At 65.3% G+C, this 17378-nt stretch carries 15 protein-coding genes; 10 read left to right on the top strand and 5 right to left on the bottom strand.

Features of this window, described 5'->3' with window-relative positions; genetic code table 11:
- The first annotated feature begins 4 nt into the window (after positions 1–4).
- The 6 genes from hpaH to I3J27_RS11155 are packed head-to-tail and all read left to right on the top strand — an operon-like array spanning position 5 to position 6307.
- A complete protein-coding gene (gene hpaH, locus I3J27_RS11180) occupies positions 5–811 on the top strand; it encodes a 2-oxo-hept-4-ene-1,7-dioate hydratase (protein ID WP_270168792.1) in 807 nt (268 codons plus the stop codon).
- Positions 812–843: 32 nt separating this feature from the next.
- Positions 844–1242, top strand: coding sequence for a 5-carboxymethyl-2-hydroxymuconate Delta-isomerase (locus tag I3J27_RS11175; protein WP_270168789.1), 399 nt, complete (start codon positions 844–846; stop codon positions 1240–1242).
- A complete protein-coding gene (gene hpaE, locus I3J27_RS11170) occupies positions 1235–2773 on the top strand; it encodes a 5-carboxymethyl-2-hydroxymuconate semialdehyde dehydrogenase (protein ID WP_270168785.1) in 1539 nt (512 codons plus the stop codon). The genes I3J27_RS11175 and hpaE overlap by 8 nt, the downstream gene beginning before the upstream one ends.
- A 27-nt stretch (positions 2774–2800) precedes the next feature.
- On the top strand, positions 2801–3784 hold the full coding sequence (gene hpaD / locus I3J27_RS11165; protein WP_270168782.1) for a 3,4-dihydroxyphenylacetate 2,3-dioxygenase: 984 nt from the start codon (positions 2801–2803) through the stop codon (positions 3782–3784).
- A complete protein-coding gene (locus I3J27_RS11160) occupies positions 3784–4653 on the top strand; it encodes a fumarylacetoacetate hydrolase family protein (protein WP_270168779.1) in 870 nt (289 codons plus the stop codon). The genes hpaD and I3J27_RS11160 overlap by 1 nt, the downstream gene beginning before the upstream one ends.
- Before the next feature lie 25 nt (positions 4654–4678).
- Complete coding sequence (locus tag I3J27_RS11155; protein ID WP_270168777.1) at positions 4679–6307, top strand: thiamine pyrophosphate-dependent enzyme; 1629 nt, start codon at positions 4679–4681, stop codon at positions 6305–6307.
- 119 nt (positions 6308–6426) lie between these two features.
- Here the strand turns inward: I3J27_RS11155 and alkB are convergent, their stop codons facing one another.
- The 4 genes from alkB to I3J27_RS11135 all read right to left on the bottom strand — a co-directional run bounded on the left by alkB (position 6427) and on the right by I3J27_RS11135 (position 10190).
- A complete protein-coding gene (gene alkB, locus I3J27_RS11150) occupies positions 6427–7080 on the bottom strand; it encodes a DNA oxidative demethylase AlkB (RefSeq protein ID WP_270168774.1) in 654 nt (217 codons plus the stop codon).
- A gap of 9 nt (positions 7081–7089) precedes the next feature.
- On the bottom strand, positions 7090–7833 hold the full coding sequence (locus I3J27_RS11145) for a 2OG-Fe(II) oxygenase (RefSeq protein ID WP_270168771.1): 744 nt from the start codon (positions 7831–7833) through the stop codon (positions 7090–7092).
- Positions 7834–8161: 328 nt separating this feature from the next.
- Positions 8162–8848 carry a DUF2848 domain-containing protein gene (locus tag I3J27_RS11140; RefSeq protein WP_270168737.1) on the bottom strand — a complete coding sequence of 229 codons (687 nt, stop codon included), beginning with the start codon at positions 8846–8848 and terminating at the stop codon, positions 8162–8164.
- Positions 8841–10190 carry an amidase gene (locus I3J27_RS11135; protein WP_270168736.1) on the bottom strand — a complete coding sequence of 450 codons (1350 nt, stop codon included), beginning with the start codon at positions 10188–10190 and terminating at the stop codon, positions 8841–8843. The genes I3J27_RS11140 and I3J27_RS11135 overlap by 8 nt, the downstream gene beginning before the upstream one ends.
- Positions 10191–10380: 190 nt before the next feature.
- Here I3J27_RS11135 and I3J27_RS11130 point away from each other — a divergent pair, with 190 nt between their 5' ends.
- From I3J27_RS11130 to I3J27_RS11115, 4 genes are all read left to right on the top strand, one after another.
- Positions 10381–10794, top strand: a complete 414-nt coding sequence (locus I3J27_RS11130) for a Zn-ribbon domain-containing OB-fold protein (RefSeq protein ID WP_270168733.1) — start codon at positions 10381–10383, stop codon at positions 10792–10794.
- Between the two features lie 3 nt (positions 10795–10797).
- The gene (locus tag I3J27_RS11125) at positions 10798–11937 is read left to right on the top strand and encodes a thiolase C-terminal domain-containing protein (RefSeq protein WP_270168731.1); all 1140 of its coding nucleotides are present in this window, start codon (positions 10798–10800) and stop codon (positions 11935–11937) included.
- Positions 11938–11942: 5 nt separating this feature from the next.
- On the top strand, positions 11943–12857 hold the full coding sequence (locus tag I3J27_RS11120; RefSeq protein ID WP_270168729.1) for an SDR family oxidoreductase: 915 nt from the start codon (positions 11943–11945) through the stop codon (positions 12855–12857).
- 116 nt (positions 12858–12973) lie between these two features.
- Positions 12974–14086 (top strand): SMP-30/gluconolactonase/LRE family protein, encoded by a 1113-nt coding sequence (locus tag I3J27_RS11115; protein ID WP_270168727.1) that lies wholly within the window; start codon positions 12974–12976, stop codon positions 14084–14086.
- Positions 14087–14141: 55 nt separating this feature from the next.
- Here I3J27_RS11115 and ppc read toward each other — a convergent pair whose 3' ends face one another.
- Positions 14142–16934: a phosphoenolpyruvate carboxylase gene (gene ppc, locus I3J27_RS11110; RefSeq protein ID WP_270168724.1), complete on the bottom strand. Its 2793-nt coding sequence runs from the start codon at positions 16932–16934 to the stop codon at positions 14142–14144.
- Positions 16935–17378: the final 444 nt, after the last annotated feature.

Here is a 17378-nt window from a genome sequence, read left to right as displayed (position 1 = left end):
ACCAATGGCGCTTTCCAACCACGATATCCAGGCTTGCGCGAGCCGTCTGCATCAGGCGGAGAAGACCCGCGTGCAGATCCGGCAGCTCTCGCAGGATTTTCCTGACATCAGCATCGCTGACGCCTACGCGATTCAGAAGGCGTGGGTCGACCTCAAGATCGCCGAGGGGCGGATCGTCAAGGGCCACAAGATCGGCCTCACCTCGAAGGCGATGCAGAGCGCGCTCAATATCGACGAGCCCGATTCCGGCGTGCTGCTCGACGACATGTTCTTCGCCGATGGCGGGCTCGTTCCGACCGAGCGCTTCATCGCGACGCGCGTCGAGGCCGAGCTCGCCTTCGTCATGAGCAAGCGGCTCTCGGGACCGAACTGCACGCTGTTCGATGTGCTCAACGCCACCGACTTCGTCGTGCCGGCGCTGGAAATCCTGGACACGCGGATCGAGCGCGTCGATCCCAAGACGAAAGCGACGCGAAAGATCTTCGACACCATCGCGGACAACGCCGCGAATGCCGGCATCGTGCTCGGCGGACGGCCGATCCGTCTGCTGGACGCCGACCTGCGCTGGATCGGCGCGCTGTGTTTCAGGAACGGTCAGCTCGAGGAGACGGGCCTTGCCGCCGGCGTGCTCAATCATCCCGCAACAGCCGTGGCCTGGCTTGCGAACAAGATCGCGCCGCTCGGTCTCGCGCTCGAACCGGGACAGGTCGTGCTCGCGGGGTCCTTCATCCGTCCGATCGAGACCCGCAAGGGCGACACAATTCAGGCCGATTATGGCGCCTACGGCTCGGTGAGCTGCTACTTCGCGTAAAGCAACAAGACGACACAGGGAGTGAAACCGCGATGCCGCATTTCACCATCGAATATTCGGCCAATCTCGACAGCCGTCTCGACATGAAGCTGCTGTGCGAGGTCGTGCGCAAGGCGGCGGTCGAGACCGGCATCTTCCCGCTCGGCGGCATCCGCGTTCGCGCGATCAGGTGCGAGCATTACGCGATCGCCGATGCGCGGCAGGATTACGGCTTCCTCGACATAGTGCTGCGCATCGGCGAAGGCCGCGACCTTCCCACGCGCCAGATAGCCGGCGAGCACGTCTTCCAGGCGTTGTCAAAACATCTCGATCCCGTCTTCGCCGCCAGCAAGTTCGCTTTGTCGTTCGACATGCAGATCAACGACAAGGACACCAGTTGGAAACGCAACAACATCCACGACGCCCTGAAAGTGGAAGCCGCACATGGATAAGCCCACACCGAAAACCGACGTCTTCCAGGCCAACCGCGACCGCGCCGCGCCGCTGCTGAAGACGCTCCGTGCCGACGGCATCGGCCATTTCATCGACGGCAAGACCGTCGCCGCGATCTCCGGCGAGACCTTCGAGACGAAGTCGCCGGTCGACGGCGCCACGCTTGCGAGCGTCGCCCGCGGCAATGCCGAGGACATCGACGCCGCGGCCACGTCCGCTGCCCTCGCCTTCAAATCCTGGCGCGACATGGGGCCGGCGATGCGGCGCAAGCTGCTGCATCGCGTTGCCGACGCCATCGAGGACAATGCCGACGACATCGCCGTGCTCGAATGCATCGACACCGGCCAGGCCTATCGCTTCATGGCCAAGGCCGCGATCCGCGCCGCCGAGAATTTCCGCTTCTTCGCCGACAAATGCGCCGAGGCGCGCGACGGCCAGAACACGCCGAGCGACGAGCACTGGAACGTCTCGACGCGCGTGCCGATCGGCCCGGTCGGCGTGATCACGCCGTGGAATACGCCGTTCATGCTCTCGACCTGGAAGATCGCCCCTGCGCTGGCGGCCGGCTGCACCGTCGTGCACAAGCCGGCCGAATGGTCGCCGGTGACGGCTTCCATTCTGGCGAAGCTCGTCAAGGAAGCCGGCGTGCCCGACGGCGTGCTCAACACCGTGCACGGCTTTGGCGAAGAGGCCGGCAAGGCGCTGACCGAACACCCCGCCATCAAGGCGATCGGCTTCGTCGGCGAGAGTGCGACGGGCTCGGCGATCATGGTTCAGGGCGCGCCGACGCTGAAGCGCGTGCATTTCGAGCTCGGCGGCAAGAACCCCGTGATCGTGTTCGACGATGCCGATCTCGATCGCGCGCTCGATGCCGTCGTGTTCATGATCTACTCGCTCAACGGCGAGCGCTGCACCTCGTCGAGCCGCCTGCTGATCCAGCAGAGCATCGCCGAAAAGTTCATCGAGAAGCTGACCGCGCGCGTGAAGGCGCTGAAGGTCGGCCATCCCCTCGATCCCGCGACCGAGATCGGGCCGCTGATCCACGAGCGGCACCTGGCAAAGGTGTGCTCCTATTTCGACGTCGCGCGGCAGGACGGCGCGACCATCGCGGTCGGCGGCAAGGCGTATGATGGTCCGGGCGGCGGACATTATGTCGAGCCGACCCTGGTGACCGGCGCGCACGGCAAGATGCGCGTGGCGCAAGAGGAGGTGTTCGGCCCCTTCCTGACCGTGCTGCCGTTCAAGGACGAGGCGGACGCGATCGAGATCGCCAACGACATCCGCTATGGCCTCACCGGCTATGTCTGGACCAACGACGTCGGTCGCGCACTCCGCGTCGCCGACGCGCTGGAGGCCGGCATGATCTGGCTGAACTCGGAAAACGTCCGCCATCTGCCGACGCCGTTCGGCGGCATGAAGGCCTCCGGCATCGGCCGCGACGGCGGCGATTACTCGTTCGACTTCTACATGGAAACCAAGCACGTCTCGCTGGCGCGGGGCACGCACAAGATTCAGAAGCTGGGAATCTGACGCTCGCTGTTCCGAGGGGAAACGCACATGCCCGTACCGCAACACATCTTCGAGCCGCCGTTCAACATCATCCGCTCCAGCCACGTCGTGCTCGACGTGACCGATCTGAAGCTGAGCCGCGAATTCTACGAAACCACCGTCGGTCTGCATGTCGAGGATGCCGACGACAACGTCGTCTATTTGCGCGCCGCCGAGGAGCATCAGCACCACTCGCTGGTGCTGCGCAAGGCGGCCGCGCCTGCCTGTAACAGGCTCGGCTTCAAGGTCGGCAATGACGGGGATCTCGACAAGGCCGCAAAGTTCCTGTCCGAGAACGGCCTTGGCTACGGCTTCGTCGACCAGCCGTTCCAGGGCCGCACGCTCCAGTTCACCGATCCCTTCGGCTTCCAGATCGAGCTCTATGCGTCGATGGACCGGCGGCCGCATCTCTTGCGCCGCTACGATCTCTACAGGGGCTGCCACCCGCAGCGGCTGGATCATTTCAACGTCTTCGCCGCCGAGGTGCAGGACACGGTCGAGTTCTACGCCCGGCTCGGCTTCCGTCTCACTGAATACGCCGAGGAGGACGGGCCGAACGGCCGCATTGCCGCGGCCTGGATGCATCGCAAGGGCAACGTCCACGATTTTGCGATCACCAACGGCAAGGGCCCGCGGCTGCATCACTTCGCCTATTGGACGCCGACGGCGATGAACATCATCCATCTCTGCGACGTCATGGCCTCGCAGGGTTTTGTGAAGAACATCGAGCGCGGCCCCGGCCGCCACGGCATTTCGAACGCGTTCTTCCTCTATGTGCGCGATCCCGACGGACACCGGCTCGAACTCTACACCAGCGACTACTTCACAGGCGATCACGACCACGAGCCGCTGCGCTGGTCGCTGCGCGATCCGCGCCGCCAGACGCTGTGGGGCGCACCCGCCCCGCGCTCCTGGTTCGAGCAGGGTTCGCCCTTCGCAGGGCAGGCCGTGCGTGAGCCGAAGTTCGTGGCCGACGTGCTGGTGGCTGACTGATGAAGCTCCCTCGCCTCGCCACCTATTCCGTCAAGGGTGATGTCAGCTACGGCGCCGTCCTGGAGGGCGGCATCGTCGATCTCTCCAAGCGCTACGCAAAGGACTATCCGACGCTGCGTGAGCTCATTGCGGCCGGCAAGCTCGTGAGCTTTGCGGAAGAAGCCGCCGGCCGCGCGCCGGATCATGCGCTCGGCGACATCACGTGGCTGCCGCCGGTGCCCGCGCCGGAAAAGATCATCTGCATCGGCGTCAACTACCCTGATCGCAACGCCGAGTACAAGGATGGCCAGGACGCACCGAAATATCCGAGCATGTTCATGCGCTCGCCCCGCTCCTTCGTCGGCCACGACACGCCGCTGGTGCGCCCGCGCGCATCAAGCCAGCTCGACTATGAAGGCGAGATCGTGCTGGTGATCGGCAAGGCCGGCCGGCGCATTGCAGAAAGCGCCGCGCTCGATCACATCGCCGCGCTCACGCTCTGCAACGAGGGCTCGGTGCGCGACTGGCTGCGCCACGCCAAGTTCAACGTGACGCAAGGCAAGAACTTCGATTCCAGCGGCAGCCTCGGCCCGTGGCTCGTGCCCTACACCAAGGAAGCTCAGATCGCGGACATCAGGCTCACCACGCATGTGAACGGCGAACTGCGGCAGGACGACCGCACCAGCCGGCTGATGTTTCCGTTCCGCTATCTCATCAGCTATATCTCGACCTTCGCAACGCTCGTTCCCGGTGACGTCATCGTGACGGGCACCCCGACCGGCGCCGGTGCGCGGTTCGATCCGCCGCGGTATCTGAAGCCGGGCGACGTGATTGAGGTGGAGGCCGAGGGCATCGGCAAACTGCGCAACGGCGTCGTCGACGAAGCCTGAACAGCAATGGAAGTGGAATAGTGCAATGACCACTCTCACCGGCGGCGAAGCGATCGTCAGCGGCCTTGTCGCCCACGGCGTCGACACCGTGTTCGGCCTGCCCGGCGCGCAGGTCTACGGCCTGTTCGATGCCTTCCACCAGGCCCAGCTCAAGGTGATCGGCGCGCGGCACGAGCAGGCCTGCGGCTACATGGCGTTCGGCTATGCGCGCTCCAGCGGCAAGCCCGGCGTGTTCAGCGTGGTGCCCGGCCCCGGCGTGCTCAATGCCAGCGCGGCGCTGCTCACCGCCTTCGGCTGCAACGAGCCGGTGCTGTGCGTCACCGGACAGGTGCCGACGCCGTTTCTGGGCAAGGGCCGCGGCCATCTGCACGAGATGCCCGACCAGCTTGCGACCCTGCGCACCTATGTGAAATGGGCCGACCGGATCGAGTATCCCGGCAACGCGCCAACGATCGTCGCGCGCGCCTTCCAGGAGATGACATCCGGCCGGCGCGGCCCCGCTTCGGTCGAGATGCCCTGGGATGTGTTTACGCAGCGCGCCGACACCGCTGCGGCACAAGTGCTTGAGCCGCTGCCCGCGCCGCAGCCTGATCCTGACATCATCAAGCAGGCGGCCGCGTTGATCAAGACCAGCAAAGCGCCGATGATCTTCGTCGGCAGCGGCGCGATCGAGGCGCGCGAGGAGATCCTCGAGCTCGCCGAGATGATCGATGCGCCCGTCGTTGCGTTCCGCAGCGGCCGCGGCATCGTCTCCAACGCGCATGAGCTCGGGCTGACGATGGCAGCCGCCTACAAACTGTGGCCGACGACCGATCTGATGATCGCAATCGGCACGCGCGCGGAACTGCCGGCCTCGGGCTTCCGCTGGCCGTATCAGCCGAAGGGGCTGAAATCCATTCGGATCGATATCGATCCGGTCGAGATGCGCCGGCTCTCCGCCGATGTCGCCATCGTCGCCGACGCCAGGGCTGCAACGGCCGATCTCGCCGCTGCCATCAGCAAGACCGGCTACAGCAAGACCGCCGGTCGTCGCGCCGCGATCCGCGAGGCCACCGCGACCGCGCAAGAGGACATCCAGCGCATCCAGCCGCAGATGGCTTATCTCAACATCCTGCGCGAGGTGCTGCCGGCGAACGCGATCGTCACCGATGAATTATCGCAGTTCGGCTTCGCCTCCTGGTACGGCTTCCCGGTCTACGAGCCGCGCACCTTCATCACCTCGGGCTATCAGGGCACGCTCGGCTCGGGCTTCCCGACCGCGCTCGGGGCCAAGGTCGCCAATCCCGGCAAGCCGGTGGTGGCGATCACCGGCGACGGCGGCTTCATGTTCGGCGTGCAGGAGCTTGCCACCGCCGTGCAGTTCAACATCGGCGTGGTGACGCTGGTGTTCAACAACAACGCCTATGGCAATGTCCGCCGCGACCAGCGCGAACGTTTCGACGGCCGCGTGGTCGCGTCCGATCTCGTCAATCCGGATTTCGTCAAGCTTGCGGAGTCGTTTGGCGTTGCGGCGGCGCGCGTGACTGCGCCGGATCAGTTCAAGGCGGCGATGGAGAAGGCGCTTAGCCACGGCGGGCCGTATCTGATTTCGGTCGAGGTGACGCGGGATTCCGAAGTGAGCCCGTGGGCGTTCATTCATCCGCCCAAACCCTGACCCTCATGGTGAGGAGGCGCACCAGCGCCGTCTCGAACCATGCAGGCCCCCGCTGCTGCGGCCCGGCCTTCATCCTTCGAGACGCCCGCTTCGCGGGCTCCTCAGGATGAGGGGATGGATCACCGCGTCCTGCGAAACGTCAGATTGATCCGCTTCCGCCCGAGCAGCGCGTGCTCGCCGTCGGCGAGCGGCGCGACGCCGTGATAAGCGAGCCGTGACGGGCCGCCCCAGACCACGACGTCGCCATGCACCAGCCGGAAACGCTGCGGCTTGTCATTGCGCGCCAGGCCGCCGAACAGAAAGGTCGCGGGCAATCCGAGCGAGACCGAAACGATCGGCGCCGAATAGTCCAGCTCGTCCTTGTCCTGATGCAACGACAGCCGTGTCCCGGGCTCGTAGCGGTTGACGAGGCAGGCATCGGGCGCGAAGTTTTGAAAGCCGCCCTGCTCCGCCGCACGGCGGGCGAGATCACATAATACCGGCGGCATCGCGGGCCATGGCGCGCCGGTGCGCGGATCGATCGGATCATAGCGATAGCCGGTGTGATCGGTGATCCAGCCGCGCTCGCCGCAATTGGTCATCGCCACCGACATCAGGTGGCCGCCGGGCGTGGTCATCCGGCGGAACGGCGATTGCGCCACGATCGCGCGCACCGCTTCGATCAGCTCGCTTTCGATCGGCTTGACGAATCCACGCAGCAGCACGGCGCCGTCGGCGATTTTTTCGCGCGATGGCTGTGCTTCAGCGACAGTATCGAACAGGTCACCCGTCAATCGCAGCGCTCATTTGGCATCATGAAAGATCACACCCAACGTGTGGCGATGGCCGGATCTGATACGACTGACGCCATGACGCATACTAACGCGGTATGTCCCGCGCGTCCCCTGCACTGGACGATGATGCACAGCAAAGGCGACAGCGTCGCCCTGCACCAGCGGCACCACCTCGGCGCGGGACTGCATCCGCGGGCGCTGCTCGGTCAGCACGAACTCGCCGCCGGTGAAATCGCGTCCCGGCTCGGACAGAAGGATCGCGACCTGGAGCGGGAACACATGTTCGCCATAGAGGTCCTGGTGCAGGCAATTGAAGTCGCCGGCCTCGTATTGCAGCAGCAGCGGCGTCGGCCGCGCCTGCCCTGCCTCGTGACAGCGCTTGAGGAATGCCGCGTGCGCGGCGGGATAGCGGATGTCGATCCCCATCGCGTCGTTCCAGCGATTGGCGACGCCCTGAAGATGCGCGTAGAGCGCCGGGCGCAGCTGCGCGATCAGATCGGGCAGCGGGTAGGCGAAATATTTGTACTCGCCGCGACCGAAGCCATGGCGGCCCATGACGATGCGGCTGCGGAAATGCGTGTCATCGGGATAGAGCGCGGCGATGGCACGGCACTGGTCCAGCGTCAGCAGACCCTTGAGGACGGCGCAGCCTTGGGTGTCCAGCTCGTTGGTGATCTGCGGCCAGTCGAGGGTCTCGACGTGGGCGGCCAGGTCGGCGGATGGTTGGGATGGTTTTCGTGCGGTCATTGTCATAGCAATTACCTTCGCAGTCCGACGTTCACCCTGCCACCCGATTTCCGATGGTTATATCCTCGTCATTGCTAGCGAAGCGAAGCAATCCAGGATCCCTTCGCGGAACCAGCCTGGATTGTTCGTCGCATCAGCGCAAAATTGCTTCGCAATTTTGTCGCGAGCTCCTCGCAATGACGGAGGAAAGATCTCGTAGGGTGGGCAAAGGCGCGAAGCGACGTGCCCACCATCACCAGCCGAACAAAAAATGGTGGGCACGCTTCGCTTTGCCCACCCTACGAGACCGTCGCTGGTGGAGCGACTATCCCTCGGCCGCTGGGTGTGGAGCGACCTAGCCCCGCACCGGCAGCGTCACCACATCGTAACCGTGCTTGATCGTCCGCTTCAGCACGGGGTCTTCCAGCTCGAAATCGAAACGATCAGCCGGGCGGATGCCGCCCTTGGCCGCAAACGTGCCGCCGAACATGGCGCAGCCGTCGGGAAGCTTTTTGCCGTCGAAGCCGCGCGCGATCAGGTCGTTCACCGGCAGCATCGCGTCCAGCATGCCCTCCTGGTAGAGCACCCGCTCGCCCTGGATGGTAGCGTAGGAGCGCAGGACCATCCTGTCCCAATGGCCGATGACGTCCTCGAGCTCCCACAGTGTCGATGCGATCGGCTTGTCGCACATCTGCTTGGACACGGTGACGTTGTAGGCCTCGACCTTGCGGTCGGTATGGTCGGAGCCGCAGCCGACGAAGATGCGGCCCTGCCAGCCGATCAGCACGAATTCGACCTCGCCGGAGGAATCGCCGCCGGTGCACTCGATGCTGTCTTCCAGGGTCAGCCGCCGTGCCGAGGCGCGGTAGTAGATCGGTGTCGAGGCCGGCGGGGTGATGCCCATCTCCTGCAGCTCGGCGATGTGCTTGTCGCGCGCGACCGGATCGCGGCCGGTCCAGCCGGCGATGACCATCTGGTCGATCGCCAGCGTCAGCGGCGTGGTGGTGTCCTGGGCGTCGACGGTGAAAGTCAGGTCAAACACGAATCACGGCCTCCATGCCGGCAGCAAGTTCAAAGATACGGCGGTCGGACCCGCCCGCACCCGCGAGCATCAGACCGACGGGAATTTCGCCCTCGCGATGCGCAGGCAGCGAGATGGCGCAGCCGTCGATCATGTTGATCAGGGTGCAATTGCGCAGCGCCCGCAGGTTCTCTTTGGTGAACGCCTTGTCGTCGGCGAGATCAGCGATCTTCGGCGGGGTGTTGGCGGTGGTCGGAAGCACCAGGGCATCATAGGGCGCGATGCGCGCATTGACGCGGGCGATCAGCGAGCGGCGCTCGTTGAGAAGATCGATGTAATCGGCCGCGCTCTGCGCCTCGCCGCGCATGATGCGCACCGAGACCCGGGGGTCGTAGACGTCGCCCTTGGACGTGAGGAGGTAGCGATGCCAGGCGTAGCTCTCGGACGCTGCAAAGCCGCCCTTGGCGTTCATCGGGCCGATGTCGTGGAATTCGGCCATCTCGATCCGCTCGATAATGGCGCCGTGATCGGCCAGCGATTTCAGCGCGCGCTCGAACGTTCCGGAGACCTCCGCGTCGAGATCGTCGAGCGCGATCGTGGTCGGCACAGCCAGCCGCATGCCCTTGACCGGGCGCGGTCTCAGCGGAACGATCGGCTCGTTCGCGAGCACCGCGTCGAGAATGGCACAGCAGCTGACCGATCGTGCCAGGGGACCGATGCTGTCGAGCGAGAACGACAGCGGCACGGAGCCATCGAGCGGCACGCGGTGCTGCGTCGGCTTGTAGCCGACGATGCCGTTATAGGCCGCCGGAATGCGGCAGGAGCCGCCGGTGTCGGTGCCGAGCGCGCCATGCGCCATGCCGTCGAGCACGGAGACCGCGGCGCCCGAGGAGGAGCCGCCGGGCACATGGCCCTCGGCCCGGTTCCAGGCGCCTTTAGGCGTACCATAGTGCGGATTGATGCCGATGCCGGAATAGGCGAACTCGGTCATGTTGGTGCGCCCGATCACGACGAAGCCGGCCTTGCGCAGCCGCGCCACTGTCGCGGCATCCTGTTCGGCCGGCGAGGAATCGTCGAGCGCGCGGGAGCCGGCGCGCGTTACCTGGCCCTTGATGTCGAACAGATCCTTGATCGAGATCGGGATGCCGGCATGGCGCGACGGCGCCGCCTTCACCTTGCGCAAGCCGTCCATCGCGTCTGCGGCCGCGAGCGCAGCGTCCTTGTCGACATGGAGGAAGGCGCGCTGGCCCTCGCCGGCGGGATCGGCGATCCTGGCGATGCACGCCTCGACCAGCTTGCGGGAGGTGGTGCGGCCGTTTTCGAGGTCGTCGGCGAGCTTCGCCAGTGTCGGAAAATCGGGCATGTCTGTCTCACGGAATATTGGCGCGCAATCTATAGCGCCGGCTCTGTTCGACACAAGCATTGTGCGCATGATGGCATGCATGCGTATTGCTGGACCGTTGACGCACCATGGTCGATTGTCGCATCAAGATCGAAACAGGCGGGCGCCAAGCCCACGCCTCATCAAGGTTTGCCTTTGGGAGGGCTGCCACATGGCCGAACCGCAGCGCGCGCGACCGAAACCGACGCCGGAGACCCAGCATTTCTGGGACGGCACCAAAGCGGGCGAACTGCGCCTGCAACGCTGCGACGCCTGCGCGCATGTCTACTTCCCGCCGCGCCCGTTCTGCCCCTCCTGCGCCTCGCGCAAGGTCAGCATCTTCAAGGCGAGCGGCAAGGGTTTCCTCTACAGCTACGTGATCAACCACCGCCCCGCCGCGCCCGGCTTCACGCCGCCCTACGCGATCGCCGTGGTCGAGCTTGCCGAGGGACCGCGGATGATGAGCAACATCATCGACTGCCCGCAGACGCCGGAGGCGCTGGAGCTCGACATGCAGCTCGAGGTCGCCTTTGAGGCGCTCGACGACAAGATCACCCTTCCCGTCTTCCGCCCGGCGAAGGGGTAAGCCATGCGCAGCAACCAGGTTGCCGTCGTCGGCGCGGCCGAGACCACCGAGCTCGGTGTCATCCCCAACGCCTCGCAGCTCCAGCTTCACGCGGATGCGGCGCTCAATGCCATCGCCGATGCCGGGCTGAAGCTGTCGGACATCGACGGCTTTGCCACCGCGGTCGAGACGCCGCAGCAGGTCTGCCACTATCTCGGCATCAAGCCGACCTGGGTGGACGGCACCTCGGTCGGCGGCTGCTCCTTCATGCTGCACGTCCGCCATGCCGCCGCGGCGATCGAGGCCGGCCTGTGCAAGACGGTGCTGATCACCCATGCCGAGAGCGGCAAGTCGATGATCGGCAAGGCGCCACGCTCGACGCCGGCCGACAGCCTCAACGGCCAATTCGAGGCGCCCTTTGGCGTCTATGGGCCGCCCAGCATGTTCCCGATCCCCGTGCTGCGCTTCATGAAGACCTACGGCATCACCCACGAGCAGCTCGCCTCGGTGGCGGTCGTGCAGCGGGAATGGGCGGCGAAGAATCCGCGGGCGATGATGAAGGACCCGATCACGGTCGCCGACGTCCTCAATTCGCGCATGATCGCCTATCCGTTCCGGCTGCTCCAGTGCTGCCTCGTCACCGACGGCGGCGGCGCGCTGATCCTGACCTCGGCCGACCGCGCCAGGGATTTTCCGCGGAAGCCGGTCTACATCATGGGCACCGGCGAGAGCGTGGAGACGCCGATGGTCAGCCAGATGGAGACGTTCAACTCCTCGCGCGCGTTCAAGACCGCAGGCCCTCTCGCCTTCAGGGAAGCCGGCATCGCGCACAAGGACGTCGACCATCTCATGATCTACGACGCCTTCGCGCATCTGCCGCTGTTCGGGCTCGGCGACCTCGGCTTCATGCCCTATGAGGAGACCGGCAAGTTCATTGCGGACGGCAACACGCGGCCGGGGGGCAAGCTGCCGCTCAACACCAATGGCGGCGGCCTGAGCTACATGCATTCGGGCATGTACGGCATGTACGCGCTCCAGGAGAGCGTGCGCCAGATGCGCGGCATCGCGCCGGCGCAGGTGCCCAATGCGAAGATTTCGGTGTGCCACGGCGTCGGCGGCATGTTCGCGGCATCAGGCACGATCGTGTTTACGAACGAGAGGTAAGCCACATGAGCAAATCACTGCAAGACAAGGTCATCATCGTCACCGGCGCAGGCCGCGGCATCGGGCGCGAGATCGCACTGCTCTGCGCGGCCGAAGGCGCCAAGGTCGTGGTCAACGACCCCGGTGTTGCCGCCGACGGTGCTGGCTCGAGCGCATCCCCCGCCGAGGAGGTGGTGGACGAGATCAAGAAGCGCGGCGGCATCGCAGTCCCCAATTTCGAGTCGGTAGCCGAAGCCGTCCCCGCCAGCAAGATCGTGAAGACCGCGACCGATCATTTCGGCCGGCTCGACGGTGTCGTCAACAATGCCGGCATCCTGCGCGACATGATCTTCCACAAGATGAGCGTGGAAGCGTTCGAGGCCGTCATCAAGGTTCATCTGATGGGCTCGTTCTACGTCAGCCACGCCGCCGCGCGCATCTTCCGCGAGCAGGAGAGCGGCTCGTTCGTGCACTTCACCTCGACCTCGGGCCTGATCGGCAACTTTGGCCAGGCCAACTACGCCGCGGCCAAGCTCGGCATCATTGGACTGTCCAAATCCATCGCGCTCGACATGGGCCGCTTCAATGTCCGTTCGAACTGCGTCTCGCCGTTCGCCTGGACCCGCATGATCGGCACCATCCCGACCGAGACCGAGGCCGAGAAGGCGCGTGTCGAGAAGATCAAGCAGATGGGCCCGGAGAAGATCGCGCCGATCTGCGCCTATCTGCTCTCCGACGCCGCCAAGGAGGTGTCGGGGCAAATCTTCGGCGCGCGCATGAACGAGCTGTTCCTGTTCAGCCAGAACCGTCCGCTGCGCTCGGTGCACCGGAGCGAAGGCTGGACGCCGCAATCGATCGCCGAACACGGCATGCCGGCGCTGAAGGGCTCGTTCTACAAGCTCGATCGCTCCGCCGACATCTTCCCCTGGGATCCCGTCTAGCCGCATTTCCGGCATCCCTGCCCTGCGATCTCCGGTTGTCTTGTCCGGAGATCGCCCCGCTTTACGCCCGAATGCGGGCTGATGGTGTCTTCCCAACATAATTTTGGGAGGAAACCATGACAAGAATACTGACCGTCTCCGACGACACGACTGCAAGCGGCGGTCTCGGCCGCCGTACGCTTCTCAAGGGCGCGGCAACGGTGGCGGCGTCCGCCCTGCTCGCTTCGCGAGCCGACGCCCGCGACTTCGGCGCCAATGCCGAGCCGCAGCGCTATCCCGACCCCGACATCGTCGCCATCGACCCAAAGCGCTTCAAGGCCAAGGTCGGCAACACCGCGATCAAGCGGCTTTACACCGGCTGCCTGTGGGCGGAAGGGCCGGCGTGGAATGCGCAGGGGCAATATCTCGTCTGGAGCGACATCCCGGCCAACCGGCAGCTTCGCTATCTCAACGACGACGGCCATATCTCCGAGCAGTTCCACAAGCCGTCCAACGAAGCCAACGGCAACTCGTTCGACACCGAGGGACGCCAGCTCACCGCCGAGCGCACCCGTCTCGTCCGCTACGAGCACGACGGCTCGGTCACGACGCTGGCCGAGCAGGCCGGCGGCAAGCCGCTCAACGGTCCGAACGACATGGTGGTGCATCCCAACGACAAGGCGATCTGGTTCACCGATCCCGGCTATGGCGCGATCAGCATCTACGAAGGCAAGCTCGCCAATACCGGCTCGCTCCAGCCCCATCAGAAGGAAGCGGTCTATCGCCTCGACACCCAGACCGGACAGGTTGCCAAGGTGGCGGACGAACCGTTCAAGCCGAACGGCATCGCGTTCTCCCACGACTACAAGAAGCTCTATGTCTGCGACACCGGCATCACGCATTATCCGCAGGCGGAGAACGTGGTGTGGTCCTACGACATCGACGGGGCGAAGCTGTCGAACCCGAAGAAGCTGATCGACATGAAGCTCGACGGCAAGTCAGGTTTCCCCGACGGCCTGCGCGTCGACACCGAAGGCAACATCTGGGTCGGCGCCGGCTGGGTCGGCCCGGGCTATGACGGCGTGCAGGTGTTCGCGCCAAACGACGGCGCGCGGATCGGGCAGATCCTGTTGCCGGAGACCTGCGCCAATGTCTGCTTCGGCGGCAAGAAGCGCAACCGCCTGTTCATGACCGCGAGCCAGTCGCTCTATGCGGTCTATGTGGAGACGCAAGGCGCGCATTTCTGTTGAGATAAGCGAATGGTGGGTGGCGAATAGAGCTCATTCGCGACTCGCCATTCGCTCCCTACCCCGTATTCCGCAACCCCGCCGAGATCCCGTTGATCGTCAGCTGAATCCCGCGCAGCACCTGCTCGTCCGGGTTCTGCGCGCGATGCGCCTTCAAGAGCTCGACCTGCACGTGGTTGAGCGGATCGAGATAAGGAAAGCGGTGGCGCACCGAGCGCTCCAGCAGCGGATTGCCTTGCAGCAAGCGGTCCTGGCCCATGATGTCGAGCAGCGTCTCGATACAGGAATGCCATTCGCGGCGGATGCGACCGAAAATCTTTTCGCGCAAGGCCTCGTCCGGCACCAGCTCGGCATAGCGCGAGGCGATCGCGATCGAGCTTTTGGCCAGCACCATGTCCATGTTCGAGAGCAGCATGCGGAAGAACGGCCACTCCTTGTAGAGCTCTTTCAGGAACGGCATGCCCTTGTCGGGATGCTCCGCAATCCATTGCTCGACCGCGCTGCCAAAGCCGTACCAGCCCGGCAGCATCAGGCGGCATTGCGCCCATGAGAACACCCAGGGAATGGCGCGCAGATCCTCGATCGCGCGTGTCTTCTTGCGCGAGGCCGGACGGCTGCCGATGTTCAGCGTCGCGATCTCGTTGATGACGGTCGAGGCCCAGAAATAATCGACAAAGCCGTCGGTCTCGTAGACGAGGCCGCGATAGGCCTTGAAGGCGAGGTTCGACAATTCGTCCATCGCGGTCAGATATTCGCGGCGCGGCGCGCTCTGGCGCGGATGCAGCAGGCTTGCTTCCAGCGTTGCGGCGGCCAGGATCTCAAGGTTGTTGCGGCCGACTTCCGCGTTGGAATATTTCGACGAGATGATCTCGCCCTGCTCGGTGATGCGGATCTGGCCGTTCACGGCGCCGCCGGGCTGCGCGATGATGGCATCATAGCTCGGGCCGCCGCCGCGGCCGACCGAACCGCCGCGGCCGTGGAAGAGGCGTAAGCGCACGCCGTGGCGCTCGAACACGTCGACGAGGCCGATCTCGGCCTTGTAGAGCTCCCAGCCCGAGGTGACGAAGCCGCCGTCCTTGTTGCTGTCGGAATAGCCGAGCATGACCTCCTGCACGCTGCCGCGGCTATCGACGAGGCGGCGGTAGTCGTGCAGCGACAGCATCCGGTCCATGATGCCGGATGAGGCCTGCAAATCCTCGATGGTCTCGAACAGCGGCACGATGTTGATGGCGCTGCGCCCGGAGGGATGGACGAGGCCGACCTCCTTGAGCAGCACGGCGACCTCGAGCATGTCCGACATGCCCTTGCACATCGAGATGATGCATTGGGGAATGGCGTCCGAGCCGAATTTTGCGTGCGCTTCCGCTGCGGCATGGAAGACGTTGAGCTCGCCCATTGTCTCGTCGCTGTATTTGACGAAGGGCGAGACCAGCGAACGCGTCGAGCGCAGCTCGTTGGTGAGCAGCGAGATGCGGGCGTCCTCGCCGAGCGCGAGATAGGACATGCCGGGATTGGCGGCGTCCATCAGCTCGGCGATGGTGCGTTCATGCACGGCCGAGTTCTGGCGGATGTCGAGCCGCGCCAGATGGAAGCCGAAGCAGTCCACCGCGCGACGAAGCAGCCGCAGCCGGCCGCGGGCGATGACGCGGGCGTTGTTGGAGATCAGCGAGCGGTGCAGCACGTCGAGATCGGCCTGCAATTCCCTGACGCTCTCGTAAGGCTTGCCTTTGCCGACCGGCCGGCGCGTGATCTCGACCTCGAGCATTTCCGCCGTCGCCGTCAGGCGCGCATAGATGCCGGAGACCGCGAGACGATAAGGCTCGCCGCTCCGATGCGGCGAGGTGTCCGGCGAGCGCTCCGCCAGTGTCCGCAGCTCCTCGGAGACGTCGGCGAGATGGGCGGCGATCGACAGCTCGGAGCCGAGCACGTGGAGCTCGTTCAGATAGAACTGCATCACGCGGCTCGACTGCAGCCGCAGCGTGCCGCGCATCACGTCGGCGGTGACGAAGGGATTGCCGTCGCGATCGCCGCCGATCCAGCTTCCCATGCGCAGGAACGAGGCGAGCTCGCTGGCGGCCTGTCCGCCGCCCTCCTCCAGCCGGTCTTCCAGCACGTTGACCAGTCGCGGCACCTCGCGCAGGAAGGTGTAATCGTAGAACGCCAGGCCGTTGGCGACCTCGTCAAGCACGGTGAGCTTGGTGCGGCGGAGCAGATTGGTCTGCCACAGCGTCAGCACTTCGCGGCGAAGCTGCTCGTCGGAGGCGGCGGCCTCGTCCGCGGTCAGCGCGACACGCTCGCGGCGGTCGAGCAGGCTTGCGACCTCCATCTCGCGGTCCATCGTGCTCTTGCGGCGAACCTCGGTCGGGTGCGCGGTCAGAACCGGGCTGACCAGCGCGCTCTTGAAGAAGCTGCGCAGCGCATCGGCGCCGATGCCGGCGTCCCTGGCATGGGCCAGCGTCTCGGCCAACACGCCAGCGCCGTTGGCGGCGCTGCGGGCGCGCATCTGGCGGATGTTGTTCTGGTCCTCGGCGATGTTGGCGAGGTGGGAGAAATAGCTGAAGGCGCGGACGATCCGCACCGTCTCGGAGGTCGACATGCTGTCGAGGATCTGCTCGAGCTCGCGGCGGGCGAGCCGGTCCTCGTCGCGGTGGAACCGGATCGAGGTCTGCCGGATGCGCTCAACCAGATCGAAGACATCAGCGCCCTCCTGGTCGCGCACGGTGTCGCCGAGGATGCGCCCGAGCAGGCGGATGTCGTCGCGCAGGCGGGCATCCGCCTCCAGCGCAGACGCGTCCTCGGGGCGGTTCGGGCGAAGATCGGCGGCGTCGGATGATACGGTCTGGAGGGACATGGCTCGCTCCTTGGTTCGAGCTCGCTTGGATGCCCGGCACAGGCGAGTGTGCGATATTTTTCTGCCGCAGTGCAAGATGAACTTGGGGGCGGCGCGGCAACATCGCGAGCGCGGACACACGTCCTCGGTCTCGCGGCGCCAGGCGCCCGAGCTTTGCTGTCCGTTTCGCCCTCATCGAGAAGAAAGGGCGCAGGAAAGGCCGGGGCGCCGGCTGGCACCCAGGGTCCGCACGCGGAAAACGCACGCGGGGTGACCACAGGTGATGCCGGGACATCCCGGCCTTCCCTGCGCAATGGTTTTACGGCTTATGGCGCGCTCTCCCCGGGGAGCGATGCACTATTGCCCCCGTCGCCTTGCGGATGATCGATGCGCGCGCCGGTCGGCCGCCCATCACCGCAAGCCTTGACGCACAGACCCCGGGCGTCAGGACCACACGCTTTTGCC

This window comes from Bradyrhizobium xenonodulans (assembly GCF_027594865.1).
GTDB lineage: Bacteria > Pseudomonadota > Alphaproteobacteria > Rhizobiales > Xanthobacteraceae > Bradyrhizobium > Bradyrhizobium xenonodulans.
The sequence above is the reverse complement of the archived record's forward strand: the minus strand, read 5'-3'. Positions and strand labels throughout refer to the sequence as shown.